Source organism: Paenibacillus sp. GYB003 (assembly GCF_036577625.1).
In the GTDB taxonomy this organism is placed as follows: Bacteria; Bacillota; Bacilli; order Paenibacillales; family NBRC-103111; genus Paenibacillus_AB.
Genome location: NZ_JARBDC010000055.1, coordinates 60741 through 78668 on the forward strand (window position 1 = coordinate 60741; position 17928 = coordinate 78668).

Annotated in this window: 17 protein-coding genes; all 17 read left to right on the forward strand. The window is 53.6% G+C overall.

Annotated elements, in window-relative coordinates:
• Nucleotides 1–378 precede the first annotated feature (378 nt).
• On the forward strand, nt 379–3030 hold the full coding sequence (locus PV407_RS18540; RefSeq protein WP_332091439.1) for a stalk domain-containing protein: 2652 nt from the start codon (nt 379–381) through the stop codon (nt 3028–3030).
• A gap of 103 nt (nt 3031–3133) precedes the next feature.
• Nucleotides 3134–4291, forward strand: a complete 1158-nt coding sequence (locus PV407_RS18545; protein ID WP_332091440.1) for a sensor histidine kinase — start codon at nt 3134–3136, stop codon at nt 4289–4291.
• Between the two features lie 4 nt (nt 4292–4295).
• Nucleotides 4296–5009 carry a response regulator transcription factor gene (locus PV407_RS18550; RefSeq protein WP_332091442.1) on the forward strand — a complete coding sequence of 238 codons (714 nt, stop codon included), beginning with the start codon at nt 4296–4298 and terminating at the stop codon, nt 5007–5009.
• 69 nt (nt 5010–5078) lie between these two features.
• Nucleotides 5079–5483: a hypothetical protein gene (locus PV407_RS18555; protein WP_332091443.1), complete on the forward strand. Its 405-nt coding sequence runs from the start codon at nt 5079–5081 to the stop codon at nt 5481–5483.
• Between the two features lie 199 nt (nt 5484–5682).
• Entirely contained in the window at nt 5683–7359 is a 1677-nt protein-coding gene (locus PV407_RS18560; RefSeq protein WP_332091444.1) for a DEAD/DEAH box helicase, read from the forward strand.
• 48 nt (nt 7360–7407) lie between these two features.
• Nucleotides 7408–8160, forward strand: a complete 753-nt coding sequence (locus PV407_RS18565; protein WP_332091445.1) for a ComF family protein — start codon at nt 7408–7410, stop codon at nt 8158–8160.
• Nucleotides 8161–8213: 53 nt separating this feature from the next.
• A complete protein-coding gene (locus PV407_RS18570) occupies nt 8214–8633 on the forward strand; it encodes a TIGR03826 family flagellar region protein (protein ID WP_332091446.1) in 420 nt (139 codons plus the stop codon).
• A gap of 98 nt (nt 8634–8731) precedes the next feature.
• Nucleotides 8732–8998, forward strand: coding sequence for a flagellar biosynthesis anti-sigma factor FlgM (gene flgM, locus PV407_RS18575; RefSeq protein WP_332091447.1), 267 nt, complete (start codon nt 8732–8734; stop codon nt 8996–8998).
• A 25-nt stretch (nt 8999–9023) separates the two neighbouring features.
• Nucleotides 9024–9518, forward strand: a complete 495-nt coding sequence (locus tag PV407_RS18580) for a flagellar protein FlgN (RefSeq protein ID WP_332091448.1) — start codon at nt 9024–9026, stop codon at nt 9516–9518.
• A 40-nt stretch (nt 9519–9558) separates the two neighbouring features.
• Nucleotides 9559–11028, forward strand: coding sequence for a flagellar hook-associated protein FlgK (gene flgK, locus PV407_RS18585; RefSeq protein ID WP_332091449.1), 1470 nt, complete (start codon nt 9559–9561; stop codon nt 11026–11028).
• Nucleotides 11029–11058: 30 nt separating this feature from the next.
• Nucleotides 11059–11958, forward strand: coding sequence for a flagellar hook-associated protein FlgL (gene flgL, locus PV407_RS18590; RefSeq protein ID WP_332091450.1), 900 nt, complete (start codon nt 11059–11061; stop codon nt 11956–11958).
• Between the two features lie 19 nt (nt 11959–11977).
• Nucleotides 11978–12547, forward strand: coding sequence for a DUF6470 family protein (locus tag PV407_RS18595; protein WP_332091451.1), 570 nt, complete (start codon nt 11978–11980; stop codon nt 12545–12547).
• A gap of 106 nt (nt 12548–12653) precedes the next feature.
• Nucleotides 12654–13106, forward strand: coding sequence for a flagellar assembly protein FliW (gene fliW / locus PV407_RS18600; RefSeq protein ID WP_332091477.1), 453 nt, complete (start codon nt 12654–12656; stop codon nt 13104–13106).
• A 3-nt stretch (nt 13107–13109) separates the two neighbouring features.
• Nucleotides 13110–13340, forward strand: coding sequence for a carbon storage regulator CsrA (csrA, locus tag PV407_RS18605; protein ID WP_332091452.1), 231 nt, complete (start codon nt 13110–13112; stop codon nt 13338–13340).
• A gap of 216 nt (nt 13341–13556) precedes the next feature.
• On the forward strand, nt 13557–15521 hold the full coding sequence (locus tag PV407_RS18610; protein WP_332091453.1) for a flagellin N-terminal helical domain-containing protein: 1965 nt from the start codon (nt 13557–13559) through the stop codon (nt 15519–15521).
• Nucleotides 15522–15657: 136 nt separating this feature from the next.
• Entirely contained in the window at nt 15658–16044 is a 387-nt protein-coding gene (locus tag PV407_RS18615) for a flagellar protein FlaG (RefSeq protein ID WP_332091454.1), read from the forward strand.
• 30 nt (nt 16045–16074) lie between these two features.
• Nucleotides 16075–17922 (forward strand): flagellar filament capping protein FliD, encoded by a 1848-nt coding sequence (gene fliD, locus PV407_RS18620; protein ID WP_332091455.1) that lies wholly within the window; start codon nt 16075–16077, stop codon nt 17920–17922.
• Nucleotides 17923–17928: the final 6 nt, after the last annotated feature.

Consider the following 17928-nt stretch of genomic DNA (forward strand, 5'->3'; position numbering starts at 1 on the left):
AAAGGAAATTCGACGGACGCTTCCAAACCGCATTAAGCGGGAATGGGGGCGTCTTTTTTGATTTCTACTTTTCTTTCATTCCCTGCCAATTCCATCCCCCGAAAGCGGCATACCCGATTCGAAAACTATAAGGGTAATGCAAATTTCGACATTCCGGCATATTGCCTTTTGCCAAATCGATAAGAACTTATCGTCTTTGTGGTGCGATGCGCCTATCATGCGTTGCCCCAAGGGCCCATATCGTAAGCGGATTTGCCGGTTCATGGCGGAATTCGCACATTTGCTCCCGGTCTCGTAACTTTTTCGAACAAAATGGAGTCTATACATTTGTAAAAATTCAACGAAATCGATAGAGAGAGCGGGAGAGGAGATTTAACGTTGCAGCAGCAAAAGTCAAGAAAAGGAAACGCCGGGAAAAGACTGGCCGCCGCACTGCTCGCCGCCGCGATCGCGGTGCCTTCCTGGGTCGCAACGCAGCAGCCGGTTTATGCGGCGATCGCAGCCGATGCGCCGGTCGCAATGACAAGCCAAGAGCCGTTAACGTACGGCGCCGTCCTTAAAAAGTACGAATGGAGCTTCGAACGCAACAAAAAGCCGGTAACGGTCAAAGCGAACGTCGTCGAGGTCGATTTGAAAAATCCGTACGTCAAGCTCGATACGATCGCCGGTACGGGCGGGCAATTCACGAAAAAGCAAAGCGTGCGAAAGATGGCCAACGAAACCGGGGCCGTGGCCGCCATAAACGGCGATTTTTTCAATACGCAGGCGGAAGGGGTGCCCATGGGGCCGCAAGTCAGCGGCGGCAAGCTGCTGGCGACTCCTCCGTATTTGGTAGGCTGGTATTCGTTCGCGCTGACGAAGGAAAACAAGCCGGTCATCGACATGTTTACCTTTGAAGGGAAAATCGTAGCCAAAGACGGCGCGTCGTATCCGCTGGGAGGCATAAACAAGACGTACTACTGGTATGAAAACGACGGCGTCCACGCAGAAGGCGCGCATAGCATGATCGACGGCTTATATATGTACACGAACACATGGGGGCAAATCGACCGCTCGAACGACGGCGTAACGGTACCGACCGAAGTGCTCGTGCAAAACGGAGTCGTCAAGGAGATCAAACGTGCGGGCATCATTCAGACGGTTGCGCCAGCCGACGGATACATATTGCGGGCTTCGGGAAAAGCGGACGAATTTGTGGCGCAGCATTTGAAAGTGGGAGACCGGATCGTCGCCGATTACAAAGTGCTGGCGCAAAACGGGATTACGCAGTATGACACGGCCAATTTCAAAACGATGATCGGCGGTCATACGATATTGGTCGACCAGGGACAGCCGGCCGCTTTTTCTCACGAGGTGGGCGGGGTCAGCGGGTATTCCGCGGTTTCCCGCACGGCGATCGGTTATTCCCAGGACGAGCAGTACGCGTTCCTCATCACGGTCGATTCGGGTCTTACGCTGCCGGAGCTGCAGCAGTTCATGATCAAGATCGGCGTTTATAAAGGAATGAACCTCGACGGCGGCGGCTCGACCCAAATGGCGACAAGACCGCTCGGCGAATTCCAGACCGTTCTGACCAGCGCCGATATCGGCTACGAGCGTCCGGTCGTGAACGCCGTAGGCGTCTATTCCTTGTCGCCGAAAGGCCAAGTTCGCGATGTGCAAATTAGCGGGCCGACTACGCTGTTTATCGGACAAAAAGCGACCTATAGTCTGAAAGCGTACGACGATTTCTTCAATCCGGTGAAAGCCGACGAAATTCCGGCGGTCTGGTCGACATCGCAATCGGTCGGCGCGTTCCAAGGCAACGTGTTCACGGCTTCGGCCGCGGGAAAAACGACGCTGACCGTTACGTCCGGAAAAGCGACCAAGAGCGTGGACGTCGAAGTGGTCGGCGGCAAAGAGCTGGCCAGCCTGAAGCTGAACGCTTCTTCGACTTCGCTTATGGCGAACTCGGTATACACGCTCACGGCAACGGCAACGTCGAAGTCGGGAGCGACGGGCAATTTGCCGGTCGAGGCGCTGCAGCTGGAAATGATCGGATTTAAAGGCAAAGTGGAAGGAAACCGGCTGACGGTCGAGACCATCGACAAAGATGCGGCGGAAGGCCGGATCATCGCCCGCTACGACGGATTTTCGACGATGCTGACGCTGCCGGTCACGGACTCCAAAGTGGCGGAATCGTTCGATAAGTCGACCCCGGTGTCGTTCACGTCCACAAACGGAGTAACCGGTGCGGTCTATACGGTATCGGGCATCGACGGTATGCCGGTCGGTAACAAAGCGTTAATGCTGCAGTACGATTTTACGAAAGGAACGGGGACGACGGCCGCCTACGCCAAGTTTATGGACGTCTTGAAGGTCGAAGGCAAGCCGGAATCGTTCAGCGTCAAAGTGAAGGGCGACAGCAGCCGCAACTGGATTCGGGCGGAATTCGTCGATAGCGCCGGCAAAACGCAGCTGATCAGCTTGAGCGAATTCGCCAATTGGTCGGACTGGAAGACGCTGAGCGCCGATTTGACGAAATATAACTTCGCTTACCCGATTACGATGACAAGACTGTACGTGGCCAATCCGGAAAACGGCCATGACGAGCGCGAGCTGAAGGGGCAGATCGCATTCGACGATATCGCGTTTCAGTACAAAAAATCGACGCCGTCCGCCAAAAACAGCGTGAAGCTGACAATCGACCAAAAGTCGCTGACGGTCAACGGCAGCCCGCTCGTACTCGATCAAGCGCCGGTCATTTACAAGGGCAATACGCTCGTGCCGGTCCGTTTCGTTATCGAAGCGATGGGCGGACAATTGACGTGGGTCGACGGAGAGCGTAAAGTGATCCTTATAAAAGACAATCACCTGATCGAGCTGTGGCTGGACAAAACCGGGCTGATCGCCGACGGGGAAGCGATTGAGGCGGAAGTGCCTCCGCTGCTGATGACCGAGCGGACGATGGTGCCGCTGCGGATCATTTCCGAGCGGATGGGGTGGAAAGTAACCTGGGACGAGCAAACCCGATCCGTCACGTTGGAATAAATTAGGTCCAAATATCCCGGTCCAAACGGAGTCGAAATATGGTAGTATATGTTTTAGTACACGTTTGCCGGCATAGAACATAGGTAAAGGGGCACGGGTTTGCTTGCAATTCGACGCGATCGACAAAGTGATCAAAAACGCGATTGGAGTCATGGAATCGAGCAAATATCAAATATTTGAGATTTGCGAAAGTGCCCGCGGCGAATGGGAGGCGCTCAGCAGGGAACTGCACCAGGTGAAAGAAGAAGTCTCCCGGACGATCGATCAGGTCGATAAGCTCGAAGTGGAATATAAACGGTCGAGAATCCGGCTTACGGAAGTAAGCCGGGATTTTCACCGTTTCAAGGAAGAGGACATACGGGTCGCTTACGAGGCGGCTACGCAAATGCAGCTTCAGCTCATCATGGCCAGGGAAAAGGAGCATCACCTGAGGGCGCGAAGAGACGAGCTGCAGAAGCGGATCCGCGGCGTCGAGAAGACGGTCGAGCGAGCCGAGGCGCTGGTCGGCCAAATGAATGTCGTACATAAATATTTGTCCGGAGATTTGAACCAGGTTACCCGCATACTCGAAACGGCGAAAAATCGTCAGCTGATCGGCTTGAAAATCATTTTGGCGCAAGAAGAGGAACGCAAGCGGATCGCCCGGGAAATTCACGACGGTCCCGCCCAGGCGATGGCCAATATGGTGCTTCGCTCCGAAATCGCCGAGCGGATGATCGATCGGAAGGAATATACGAATCTGAAAGAGGAGCTTTCCGATTTGAAAGCCGCGGTTCGTTCCGGTCTCGAGGAAGTCCGCAAAATCATATTCAATTTGCGTCCGATGGCGCTGGACGATCTCGGATTAATGCCGACGCTGCGCAAATATGTGCAAGACTTCGAGGACCGCACGAAAATCCATATCCGCTTCGAAGTGAGCGGGGTGGAGGCCAGGCTTCCTTCCGCCATGGAGGTGGCGGTGTTCCGATTGGTCCAGGAGGCGCTCGCCAACGTTCTGAAGCATTCGCGGGCGACCCATGCGGGCATCGAAATTACATATCAGCGACATATGGTCAAAATAGTGGCGAAAGATAACGGTATCGGCTTTTCGTTGGACAAGTTGGAAGCCATGATAGCACGGGGCAACTCGCATTTCGGCATCATGGGGATGCGGGAGCGGGTCGAGCTGTTGGGGGGGCGAATGGATATCGAGTCGGAGCCTAATGCAGGCACCAAGCTCACCATGATCATTCCGATCAGTCTGGATCAAAGAGAGGAGTAAACTAATGGATTCGAAGGGCAATGTACAAATCGTAATCGCTGACGATCATCAGCTTCTGCGGGAAGGCGTCAAGCGGATCCTGAACATGGAGAAGGACTTTGAGGTCGTCGGCGAATGCGGCGACGGGATACAGGTCGTCGAGCTGTGCAATACGCTTCGTCCGGACGTCGTGCTAATGGATATCAACATGCCGGTCGAGAACGGAGTCGTCGCGACGGAGCGGCTGAAAGACTTTTTCCCGGAAATCAAAGTCATCATATTGTCGATCCATGACGACGAAACGTACGTATTCGAAACGCTTCGCAAAGGAGCCTCCGGCTACCTGCTCAAAGACATGGAAGCCGAATCGCTCATCAACGCCATTCGCTCCGTCGTCGCGGGCCATGCGTACATTCACCCGAAGGTAACGGGCAAGCTGATCAATCAGCTGCGGAGAATGACCTACCTCGATCCGAACGGGATCGGCGGCGGCGACCAAAGCGCCAGGGAAGCGGGAGTCAAGTACATCCATCAGCCGAACAGCCCGCTTACGCGCCGCGAGGCGGAAGTGCTGCGTCTGCTTGCGGAAGGCAAGAGCAACAAGTCGATCGGCGAAATATTGTTCATCAGCGAGAAGACGGTCAAAAACCATGTCAGCAGCATTCTTCAAAAAATGGAGGTCGAGGACCGCACCCAAGCGGTCATCATCGCCATCAAAAACGGCTGGGTGACGTTGTAAACCGGGCCGCCCGCGCAGGAACCATGGACATCATAGCGGCATATAATAGCGGTAAGGGAGGGTGCCGCTATGATAATCGGGTTGCTGTCGATATTCGGAGCGTATGGGCTTGCGATCGCCTTGGTCCATTTCGGGTGGTACCGATTGCGGCGGAGCCGGCTTGGACCGATTCATTACGTGCTCATTACGAAAAACAACGCGATGCATATCGAATGGTATTTGCGCTCGCTATTGTTCGTATCGCGGTTGAAAGCGAGAGAAGTCCGGATCGTCATCCTGGACGAAAGCTCCGAGGACGAGACTCTCGCGATCGTGGAGCGTCTCGCCGCGGACCGGCCGGAAACGATCGAAGCCGTCGCATGGAACGAAGCGGGGCAGTTGGACGAGATCATGACGCGTTACGACGACGAGGAAGTTGTCCTCGTTCGGCTGGCGAACGAGAAAGAATTGATCCAAATACCGTTATTTCAATAATATAAACCGCTTACAGGGCGGATTATGGGGGGGACCCCGAGTGAAAGTCCGAATATACGCCGCAGACGTCCGCGGAAAAGCGGAGTGGCGGTTTACGCTCCAATTCGATATCGATTGCGCATACTGGTTCGAACAGTACGGCGGGAAAGCATCCCTCCACCTGTTGGAACCAGTTTTGTCTTTAGCGGAAGCTTTGACGTTGTTGCGTCTGCTGCATCGTCAAACGGGAACTGCCGATCCGAGCGCGCTCCGGGCGGCCTGGGCGTCGCTGTGCAAGGAAATCGGCCATTGGATCGGGGAGCCGCAGCTTCGAACGATAACGTTCGAGCATTACGCCGCCCATCGGAAAGCGGACCCGCTTGACGCGCGGGAGCTTTACGACATGGAAGCGCTGCTCGCCGGCCGTTGTTTCTCGAAGGACGAGCTGCTTCGGTTTTTGGAGCACCACGGCTTGGAGAAGGCAAGGGAGGCGTGGACGAGCTATATCCAGGCCGCCTCGCTGCGGGGCCGCGTTCGGCTGACGGGCGGCGTGCAAAGCGAGCGGAAGCGCCGCTTCGTTTGGCTTCGGCCGGAGCGACGCTATCGCTGCAGCCGGTGCGGCACCGGCTCGGAGCGGATGTTTCGCGCGGAATGCCGGGATTGCTCGGGCGAATGCGTCTATTGCGAGGAATGTTTGACGATGGGCAAAATGCGGTCGTGCTCGCTGCTCGTTCACGGAATCGCCGAGGGAATCGCGGAAGACGCGAACGCGCCTGCCCTCGGTCCCAATGCGGGAGCCGTCGACGGCATCGACGGTTTTATCGGCAAATGGGGACTAAGCCCGGCTCAAACGGAAGCGGCCCGCAGCGGACTGTCGTATTTAGCGGCGTCGCGGTCGCGTTCCGGAACGCCGGGGCGGTTTCTCATATGGGCGGTGACGGGGGCCGGGAAAACCGAAATGATTTTCCCGTTCATCGATTCCGAGCTGCATCGCGGTCGCAAGGTGCTGATCGCCACGCCGCGCCGGGACGTCGTGCTGGAGCTGCAGCCGAGATTGAAGCGGGCGTTTCCCGAACGTACGATCGTCACGCTGTACGGCGGCAGCGAGGAGCGCTGGGAGCTCGGCGATATTACGCTTTCGACGACGCACCAGCTGCTGCGCTTTTACCGCAGCTTCGATCTGGTCATTATCGATGAAATCGACGCCTACCCGTACCACAACAATCCGATGCTGCAATATGCGGCGGAGCGGGTATGCCGGCGATCCGGCGCATACATGCTGCTGTCGGCCACTCCTCCGGCGGAGCTCGTTCGGGAAGCTTCACGCGGGCGGCTGGCGCACGTGAAGGTGCCGGTGCGGTTTCATCGGCATCCGCTGCCCGTTCCGCGGAGGGTGCAGGCGAACGAAATCGCGAAATGGAAAGGCGACGTACCGGCGAACGTAAAGTCGGCCCTGCGCCGTTCGATCGACCGGGGAGCGCAGCTGTTCGTGTTCGTGCCGCGAATTCGCGACGTCGCATCGGTCGAGCAGGCGCTGCGCCGATCGTTTTCCGCTTATGCCATCGACGGGACGTCGTCGCACGATCCGGACAGGTCGGACAAAGTAACCCGATTCAGGCAAGGGGACATTCGCATTTTGGTTACGACGACGATTTTGGAGCGGGGGGTGACCGTCCCGAAAACCGACGTTTTCATTGTACAGGCCGATTCGTCCACGTTCGACAGCGCCGCCTTGATCCAGATGGCGGGAAGGGCCGGACGGTCCAAGGACGACCCGAACGGAAACGTATATTTCGTTTCGGCGGCGCATACGAATTCCCAAGCCCGGGCCATCCGGCAAATTCGCGAGATGAACCGGCTGGCGGGGCGGAAAGGGTTTTTGGTCGCGGACCGATAACGCAAAAATCATTTCATTCCGAATTCCGGGATCAAGGGAGGGTTCTCGATGCAATCGTTGTGGGGGAAGCTCGTTCGAGCGGGCGAATCGCTGCTCGGATCGCCTTCGCTTGCTTGTGCGTATTGCGGCGGTTCGGCGAAGCGTTTCGCCGCGAAGTCGCTGCCGTTATGCGGACGCTGCGCAAATCACATTCCATGGATCGATACGGTAGCGTGTGTCCACTGCGGCAGAGCGGATCCGTGTCCGGATTGCGTCAGGCGGCCTCGGCCGCTCCTGACTTTCAGCCGCAGCGCGGTTCGGTACGACGAGAGGATGAAGGATTGGCTGGCCGCCTACAAATACCGGGGGAACGAACGGCTGCGCGATTTATTCGCCGCGATGCTGCATTCCGCGTATCGGCGTCACGAAAAGCTTTATACCGGGGCCGGCGCCGTCCACTGTCTGACGTACGTTCCGGTCAGCGGCGAACGAATGGAGGAGCGCGGGTTCAATCAGGCGGCCCAGCTGGCCAAAGGACTCGGCGAAAAAACGGGCATACCCGTCGTCCCGCTGCTCCGGCGCAGCCGGGATACGGCGAAGCAAAGCTACAAATCGCGGTCGGAGCGGCTCGGCGATTTGGCGGGCGCTTTTGTCGCGGAGGAGAGCGGCGTAAATCGGATATTAAAAAATGCGTCCCGCCGGCCGATAAACATAGTAATCATCGATGATGTTTATACGACCGGAAGTACGCTGCACCACTGCGCGGAGACGATCCGCGAGCGGGCGGAGGCGAACGTGTACGGGCTTACTTGGGCAAGGTGATCGGGCGGCCCGTGCGGAATGTTTTTTAGAATAGGGCGAGAGGGTGTTGTCCCTTGAATTTATCCAATTGTCCGCAATGCGGCAAAGTATACGTCAAGAACAGCTACAATTTGTGTGCGGACTGCTTGCGCGAAATCGAGGATCAGTACCGGACGTGCGCCGACTATTTGCGCAAAAACCGGAGCTGCACCCTTCACGAGCTGAGCGATGCGACCGGTGTAAGCGTGCGGATGATCACCCGTTTCATTCGGGAAGGGCGGATCGCCGCCAAGGACGCGCCCAATGTCCTGACGCCTTGCGATTCGTGCGGGGAGCCGATCAAGGAAGGATCGCTGTGCGACGATTGCCGGAGCAAGCTATCGAAAGACGTCCAGCATTTGCACGAGGACGCGAAACGAAAAAGAGAGCGGCTGGGCTCGGGCGAATTCGGCAGCACGTATATGAAAAACCGCGACAAATTCGATAAGCGGTAATTTGTTCCCCTCTATTCATAAACGGACGGCATTGTCCGATATATGATCTATCAAGCACACTCGAAGCCGTATGCAAGCGAAAGAGCAGGTGGGTATGAATGAAAATAAACGGGATAAATCGCGTCGGCGCCGCGAATCCTTACGCCAGACAAGATGCGAAGTTTGCCGAGCTGAAGGGCAAGCGGGAAAAGCAAAAGGATGAAGTGCAGATTTCGGCGGAGGCCCAGGAGCTTTTGGTCGCCAAAGGGACGGACGCCGAGCTGCGCAGCAAGAAGCTCCAGGAGCTGCAGCAATCGGTCCGGTCCGGCACATATCATGTGGATGCCGGGAAGATCGCGGAGAAGCTGTGGCCGTATTTGAAATAATCGTCGGGAGCGGTGAAGGACGAAGATGGAGACGATACTGCGCACATTGGACCGGCAACTCGAAGTTCACCGGCTCCTGCTCGAGCTGAGCGAGCAGAAACGGCAAGTGATCGTTGCGGGCGACGTGGAACGGCTGATGCAAATCACCCAAAAGGAAGGGAAGCTGGTCCGGCTGGCGGAGCAGCTCGAGACGGAGCGCGCGGAAGCGGTGCAAGCCTATATGCGCTCGCGAAATATGTACGTGACGTCGGCGATTACGATCCAGACGCTGAGCAAGATCGCGGTGCGGCTCGAGGAAAAGCAGGCGCTCGCCGAACGGCGCGAGGAGCTGCTCGGATTGATCGGCAAGCTGAAGCAGGCGAACGATTTGAACCGCCAGCTCATTCAGCAGTCGCTCGCTTTCATCACTTATTCGCTGGATATCCTCCTCGATCCAAGCGATCAGGAAGCCGTGTATCATCATCCGCTGCAAGAGCAGCCTGCCTATCAAGCGAATAGCCTATTTGATCGCAAAGCATAGAAACAACCGGAACGGACTAGCGATGTAAAGGGGAACGGCAATGAGATCCACATTCGGCGGCATCGAAATATCGAAAAGAAGCTTATTCTCCCATCAAGCGGCACTTACGACGACCGGCCATAACGTGGCGAACGTCAATACGAGGGGCTATTCCCGGCAGGTGGTCGACCTTGTTGCGGCGAAGCCGATGGAAGCGGTCGGCATGATGCGCTCCAACATTCCGGGCCAGTCCGGTCAAGGGGTCGAGTTCGACTCGATAACGAGAGTGCGGGAACAATTTTTGGACAAGCAGTACTATAATGAGAACAAAAGTCTCGGGCAATGGTCGGTGAGAAGGGACACGCTCGAGAAGTTGGAGGCTATTATCAATGAACCTTCCGATACGGGCATCCGGCAAGTCATCGATAATTTTTTCAATTCGTGGCAGGAACTGAGCAAACAACCGGACAATTTGGAAACTAGAGCCGTCGTCAAGGAAAGCGCGCTTGCGCTGGCCGACGCGTTCAATCATACAGCCAGGCAGTTGAAAGATTTATCCTCCGACCTGACGGACAATATTAACGTCAAAACGACAGAAGTGAATTCTTTGCTTCAGCAAATCCGCAATCTGAACAGCGAAATTTTTCGGATCGAAGGTCTCGGTAACGATGCGAACGACCTGCGGGACCAACGGGACGTTCTTGTCGACGATTTGTCCAAAGTGATCAATATTACGGTCCAAGAAGAGGATGCCGGGTATACGATTAGGATGGGGAACGTCGAATTGCTGCGAGGGGATACGGCCGCTCCTTTTACGCTCGATCTCGTAAACGCCAACTTTATTAGCGATGGGACCGGACAGTTGAACAACGGCGAATTGTTCGGCCTGAAGTATGCCAGAGACAAACTGGTAACGGAGTATCAAGCTCAGCTTGACGCGCTGCTGACGACGATTGTCACGAATGTCAATACGGCGCATAAGCAAGGCTATACGCTGAAACATCCTGTGGAAACGGGCGGAGATATTTTCGTCTATCAGGCGGCTACGACCAATCCGCCCCTCAGCTTCTCGGAACGGGTTCGCGTCAGCCAGAACATAACGGACAACGTAGAGAATATCGCGGCTTCCGGTCGGACTTACGTCGATGAGAACGGGGTGATCCGGGTTGTAAAGGGCAACAACGAGAACGCCCTCCGCATGGCGGATATCCGCAATCAGAAATATTCGTTCAATACGGCGGGAATCGGAAAAATCATTTTAAACGGCGGTACGTTCGACGAGTTTTTGAGAGCCGTCGTCGGGGAAATCGGGGTACAAACCCAGGAAGCGACCCGCCAAGCGACGAATCAGCAAGTCTTGGTCGATCAGGTCGAATCCAGGCGCCAGTCGGTCAGCGGGGTGTCGATGGACGAAGAGATGGCCAACATGATCAAGTTTCAGCATGCCTACAATGCTGCCGCTCGTGCATTGACCGTATACGACGAATTGCTGGATAAAGTGATTAATGGCATGGGCGTTGTCGGCAGATAACGTTTCGGGCGATAATGAGGAGGCGGATCAATGGCCAATCGGGTAACGCAAGGCATGATGAACATCCAGTTGCTCCGCAATTTGAACAATAACATGGTTCGGCTGGAACGGCTGCAAGATCAGATGTCCACGGGGAGAAGAATCAACAAACCCTCTGACGATCCGGTCGGGATCAGCTTTTCGATGCGGTATCGGTCGGAGCTTTCCGTCAATAGCCAATATCAACGCAATGTAGACTCCGCTACCTCGTGGCTTTCGTATACCGACAAAATGATGGATCAAGCCGGTCAAGTGCTGCAACGGGCGCGCGAGCTGGCGGTTCAGGGGGCGAACGGAACGAATTCCGAACAATCGCTGAAGTCGATGAAAAGCGAGATGGAGCAGTTGTACGAGCAGATGGTGAGCATAGGGAACAGCAAATTTAACGGAAAATACGTGTTTAACGGAGAGAGGACCGAGCAAATTCCGTTCCCGGATTCCAAGGACGCCATGAATGCCGTAACGGACCCCGGAGAAATCAAATTCGAGATCGGGCTTGGAGTGCGTATGGCCGTAAACAAAACGGCCGATCAAGTGTTCGGAAAGCCCGGTGAAAGCGACAACGTGTTTCAGGTGCTGCAGGATCTGGTGAATTCGCTTGAATCGCAAGACCAGACCGCTATCGGTAAAGGGATCGAAGGAATCGATTTGCGCATGAACAAGTTTCTGGAGCAGCGGGCGGACATCGGAGCCAAGACGAACCGGATCGAGCTCGCGGAGGACCGGTTAAAAGACGTCGATTTGAATTTGCAGAGCTTGCAGTCCAAAACCGAGGATGCCGATTTGGCCAAAGTCATAACAAGCCTGAAAATGGACGAAAACGTCTATCAAGCTTCTCTATCCGCTGGTGCGAAGCTGATTCGGCCGAGCTTGTTGGACTTCCTGCGTTGACGAAGGAGGCGTGCCAACCGTGTCTTCCGTTTCGATGATACAAATCCGGCAAGTTCCCGCCAAGTTATCCATCGACGCCGATCTGGGCAAGCAGGACATTCGTCAGCCGCGGGCGACATTTGAGTTGGAAGCCGATCCTCCCAAAGTGGAGATCCGACAGCACCGAGGAGAGCTCGAGATCGATCAAGGCAAGGCATGGGACGCACTCGGCATGGGCAACATTCTCGAATCGATGCGACGGATCGCTTCCCAGGCGCACAATGTCGCGCTTCAGGGGATTGCCCGTATCGTGGAAAACGGCAATCGGCTGGCGCAAATCCATTTGGATACGAATCCGATCGCGGAAAACGCCGAGCAACTCAAATTCGAGCACTTTGAGTTCGACTATTATGGCCCGGCTTCCTACGACAACGTCGATATCACTTATACGGCCCGCAAGCCGGACATTCTGCCTATCGAGGGCAAGGTGCGACTGAACACGCATCCGAATAAACCGGAAATCGACTACGCTAGGGGAAAGCTGGACATTTATATGGTACAATATCCGAAGGTAGAGATTACCCCACCTCGAATCGATTTGAAACTGTAGCTATGGATACATCGGATCTATAGCTTTTTTACTGTTCGCAGGGGTAATCTTGGGGACAAGTCAGCTGCTTTCGGCTTTACGGAGACTAACTTAGGCGGTGAAAACGATGATCGTACAATCTGCGATGTACGGGGAGCTTGAAATAAAGGAAGACGAGGTTGTTACATTGACCCAGGGAATACCCGGGTTCGAAGCTTTTACCCGATATGCGGTCATTCACCTTGACGACGAGGGTCCGTTTCGGGTGTTTCAATCGCTGGAAGATACCGACATTTCGTTTATTCTGGTGTATCCGTATTATTTTTTCGCCGATTATGACATTGAACTGACGGATGCGGTACAAGAGGAGCTTTCGATCGAAAAGCCGGACGATGCGGAAGTATGGTGCATTGTTACCGTTCAAGAGCATATTCATGATGCCACGATCAACCTGATGGCGCCGCTGATTGTGAATCGGCACAACCGGATAGGTAAGCAAGTCATTTTACACGAAAGCGGCTATAGCGTCCGGCAACGGCTGCTCCCGGAACAAGCGGCCCTTTCCGAGACGGAGGGATGACGCATGCTCGTTTTGACGCGTAAAAAGGGCGAATCGATCATGATCGGCGACCAGATCGAATTGATCGTCCTGGGCACCGAAGGAGATACGGTCAAACTCGGTATTAAAGCACCTAGGCATGTCGATATTTTCCGTAAAGAGGTTTACGACACGATTCGCGATTCCAATCGACAAGCGTTGCGGAAAGTAGCGCTGCAAGAATTAAACATGCTGACGAAAAGCGAAGAAAACTAGGGTTCTATAGAGGGTATAGGGCGTCAACTGGCTGTTTTGTCGTTCTTTTAGTCGTAATTCGTCGTATTTGGCCGATTTGCCTGCTACAGATAGGATGCCGTTTGTTCGATAAACATAGTAGCGGCTGAACAGATGGGGCGGCCGACCCAATCGCTCAGTCGAAACTTGCTATCCACATGGACGTGGATCAACGAACCTTCAAGGAGGAAGAACGAAATGAGAATTAATCACAATATCGCGGCTTTGAACACGCACCGCCAATTGACGGGCAACACGATTGGTGCTGGAAAATCCCTTGAAAAACTATCTTCCGGTTTCCGTATTAACCGCGCAGGCGACGATGCTGCAGGTCTTGCAATTTCCGAAAAAATGCGGGCGCAAATTCGCGGCCTTGAACAGGCTCAACGTAATGCTCAAGACGGTATTTCGATGATTCAAACGGCTGAGGGCGCATTGACGGAAGCACATTCCATCCTGCAGCGTATGCGGGAACTTGCGAACCAAGCCGCTAACGACACGAACGTTGATGTCGATCGTTCGGAAATCCAAAAAGAAATCAATCAGCTTTCTTCTGAATTGAACCGTATCGGAAACACGACCGAGTTCAACACGCAGAAACTTTTGAATGGTAGCGGTGAGGAAATTTCCTCTATCCTCAAAACGATCAATCGCGGCGGTGCGGTAGGTGATACAGCGGCATTTGCTGAGGTTATCGGCAGTACCGCTGAGGTAAAAGGGGTTAACACCCTTACTGTTACAGGTCTTGCGGCTGGTGCTGTAGTTCAGATCGGGGATCAATCCTTCACCGCTGTAGCTGGCCCCGCTGATGCTTCTCTTGGACAATTCTCTATCGATACCGACGATAACGCGACGGCGGCAAGCTTGGCGGCTGCAATCAATGCCAACAAATCGTTGAACGGACGATTTGAAAACGCAACGGTTGCGACTAACGTTATCACCTTGACGGAAAGAACGGGTGAAGCGGCAGGTTCTGCTTTGACAGCGGCAGTTGTAGGTACCGGTACGGTTACTGCGGCTGAAACGACTGCAAGTGTTAAAGAAGTTCAAGGTAAGTATACGTTCAACTTGGATAAAGCCTTTGAGGTTGCAGGTCAAACTCTTACGATTAATGGCGTTGCATTGACTGCTGTTTCCGCTAATGCGTCTGCCGATCAGTTTGAAATTAGCTCTGATCGCGAAAAACAAGCTCTGGCGATTGCAAAAGCAATCAATGCTAACACTGATGCAGGCCTCGGTAAAAGATTCGAAGCTACTGTTAAAGGTACAACCATCACTTTGACTGAGCGTGTTGGGGCTGCAACTGGTACAGATATAGCGGCGGGTGATATTGTCGATAGTGCTCCAGCCGCAAGTGCAGGTCAATATACGTCTGAGTTCTCTACCCTTGTCGCCGCAGGCGGTAAGTTTACAATCGACGGAGTCGATATTCGTGTAACTGCTGACCCTAGCGATGCAGGTCTTAGCGATGGAACCGCTGTACTGGCAGGAAGCAGCTTGAAACAACAAGCCGACAATCTGGCGGCCGCTATTAACGCCAATGGACTTCTGAACAGCAAATATACAGCATCGACTACTGGCGATAAATTGACATTGACCCAAAAATCAGGGAAAGAATCGCTTGATGCGCCAGAAGTTTCTGCTAATAGAAGCTACAAAACAACTTTTGAAGCCTCTTTCCAAATCGGCGCAAACTCTGGTCAATCGATGACAATTGAAATTGAAGATATGAGAGCGGCGGCACTGAATGTAACTGGTGAAAAAGCCGGAGAAACCGTTACTGCCAAGAACGGTAAAACTGCATCTTTCGTACAAACAGCAAATGTCACTAACGGCTCGACCAAAACAAATGTCGAATATGCACTCGATGTATCTACCCACGAGAAAGCATCTGCCGCAGTCAGCGTAATCAACGATGCAATCGAAAAAATCTCGACACAACGTTCTCAACTCGGTGCGTTCCAAAACCGTTTGGAGCATACGATCAACAACTTGGGAACGTCCGCAGAGAACCTGACCGCCGCTGAATCCCGTATCCGCGACGTGGATATGGCGAAAGAAATGATGGATTTCACGAAGAACAACATTCTTTCCCAAGCGGCTCAAGCGATGCTGGCTCAAGCGAACCAACAGCCTCAAGGCGTGCTGCAATTGCTTCGATAATTTTCAAAAGCAAAAAACGGTTGTCTCGTTATCCGAGGCAGCCGTTTTTTAATCGTATCAATTCCGTGAAAAATCTAATGATTTCGATAGTAGGAACCGATATATGGAGTAAAGATGATTACCGGGAGGGAGAGTCATGAGCGGCGACTTCGCAACGGTTCATCCGGTCGGCAGCGGCGCTTCCGTGGAACGAGTTGCTCCGATAAGAGAAAATCAAGCGTCCGCAAACTTGCTCCAACACGTCAGCACCTCCAAACAAATGAAACAGCTAGAGCTGACCGGCGAAAGTTTCTCGATCGGCGAAGAGCAAATGATTCGCGTGATCGAACGGGCCAACAAAGCGCTGCAAGGGGCAACGACATCTTTCGAATTTTCGATCCACGAGAAAACGAAACAAATCATGGTCAAGGTTTTGGATAGGGACAGCGGCGAAGTTATTCGCGAAATTCCTCCGGAAAAAACACTCGACATGGTGGCGCGGATGTGGGAAATGGCCGGCATTTTGGTGGACGAGCGCAGATAAGAGATTAAACCGGGGAGAAAGGCGGTACAAATGGACGTATCGAGATTGAGACTGAACGGATTTTCTTCGGGTATGGATATAGACGAAATGGTCAAAAAGCTGATGAGCGCGAGCCGCATCCCGTTGGACAAATTAAAGCAGCAAAAGCAGATTATGGAATGGCAGCGAGAAGATTACCGCGAGATGAACAAGTTGATTTTGGACCTGAGGAACTCTGCCATGAATATGAAGCTTCAAAATTCGTATGGGGCCAAACGTGCTTCCTACGCGGGCGACGCATTTACGGTGACGGCATCGAGCGACGCGACGGAAGGGATTTATTCGTTCAAGGTGAACAATTTGGCGAAGGCCGCTACCGTAACTTCAGGGGATGTCGTTGCGGGAGCGGGCGATGCGAACAAGAAACTGTCCGAACTGGGGCTTTCGGCCAACTCCACGCTGACGATATCCGGAGCGAAAGGAACGGCAACCATCGTCGTAAAGCCGGACGATACGCTTGATTTGTTGATGAGGACGGTTAACGCAAAGTCGGCGACGACCGGGGTAAAGCTGAGCTATGACGCAACGTTGGACCGGTTGTTTTTTACGACGACGGCAACGGGGGCCAGTTCGTCTTTCAATATCAAGTCGTCCGACCCGGGATTGTTGGACTCGGTCTTGAAATGCACTTCCTCCGCAGGAACGGTTACGGCGAATCGAATAACAGGAACTCAGGCGTTTACGGCGATTACGGACAAAATCGACAACACATTAACGACGGAACAGACGTTGCGCCTGACGTACGATGGCACCAACTATGATTATAAGATCAACAAAGATATGTCCCTTGAACAGCTAATTACGACGATAAACGGCTCGGAAGCGGGAAAAGCCGGGATTTCCGCGTATTTGGACGACAACAAAAAGCTCGCTTTTATATTGCCGGACAAAACGAAGACGTTCTCGTTTTCGGACGAAACGTCCGATTCGTCGGATATCGTCGCCAAGCTGGGCTTGTCCGCTCCGGATGCGGCCGATGTCGTCTACGAAGAGCTTAGCGCAGTTGGTACGGATGCGAATGTTACGTTCAACAATGTAACTGGGTCTTTTTCGAGCAATACGTTTACCATAAACGGAATGACATTTACGTTGAAAGAAGCGACCGGAACGACGGAAGACATAACAGTTACCAATGATACGGACGGAGTATTCGAGTCGATTAAAGGATTTATGGACAAATATAACGACAGTATCGATAAAATCAATAAAAAGTTAACCGAGGAACGTTACCGCGATTATACTCCGCTCACGGACGAACAGAAAGAAGCTATGAGCGACAAAGATATTGAGCGCTGGGAAGAGCGCGCCAAGAGCGGCTTGATTCGACGGGATCAAACGCTCGAAGGCGCCCTGAATCAGCTACGGACGGCTTTTTCTTCGGTCGTAACCGGATTGTCTTCCGGGGACATATCGCAGCTATCCCAAATCGGAATTTCGACGCTGGACTATTCGGAGCGCGGCAAGCTGCATATCGACGAGGCGAAATTGAAAAAAGCGCTGGCCGATAATCCCGATCAAGTGATGAAGCTGTTTACGGCGGACGACAACAATAAAGATTCGAGAAGCGGCGACGGGGTCGCGAATCGGATTTATCAAATCGCCGACAGCTTTTACAAGCAAATCGTCGAAAAAGCCGGAAGCGTCTCCACTACCGTTTTAGACGCATATACGATCGGCAAAAACATCAAGGATTTGGACAAGCGCATCGATAGCTTGAGTACGAGATTGATCGGATTGGAAGAGCAGTATTACAAGCAATTCACCGCAATGGAGACGGCACTCAGTCGAATGAATGCACAAAGCTCCTATCTGGCTCAACAATTTGGGGGAGCCCAATAAAGCTGT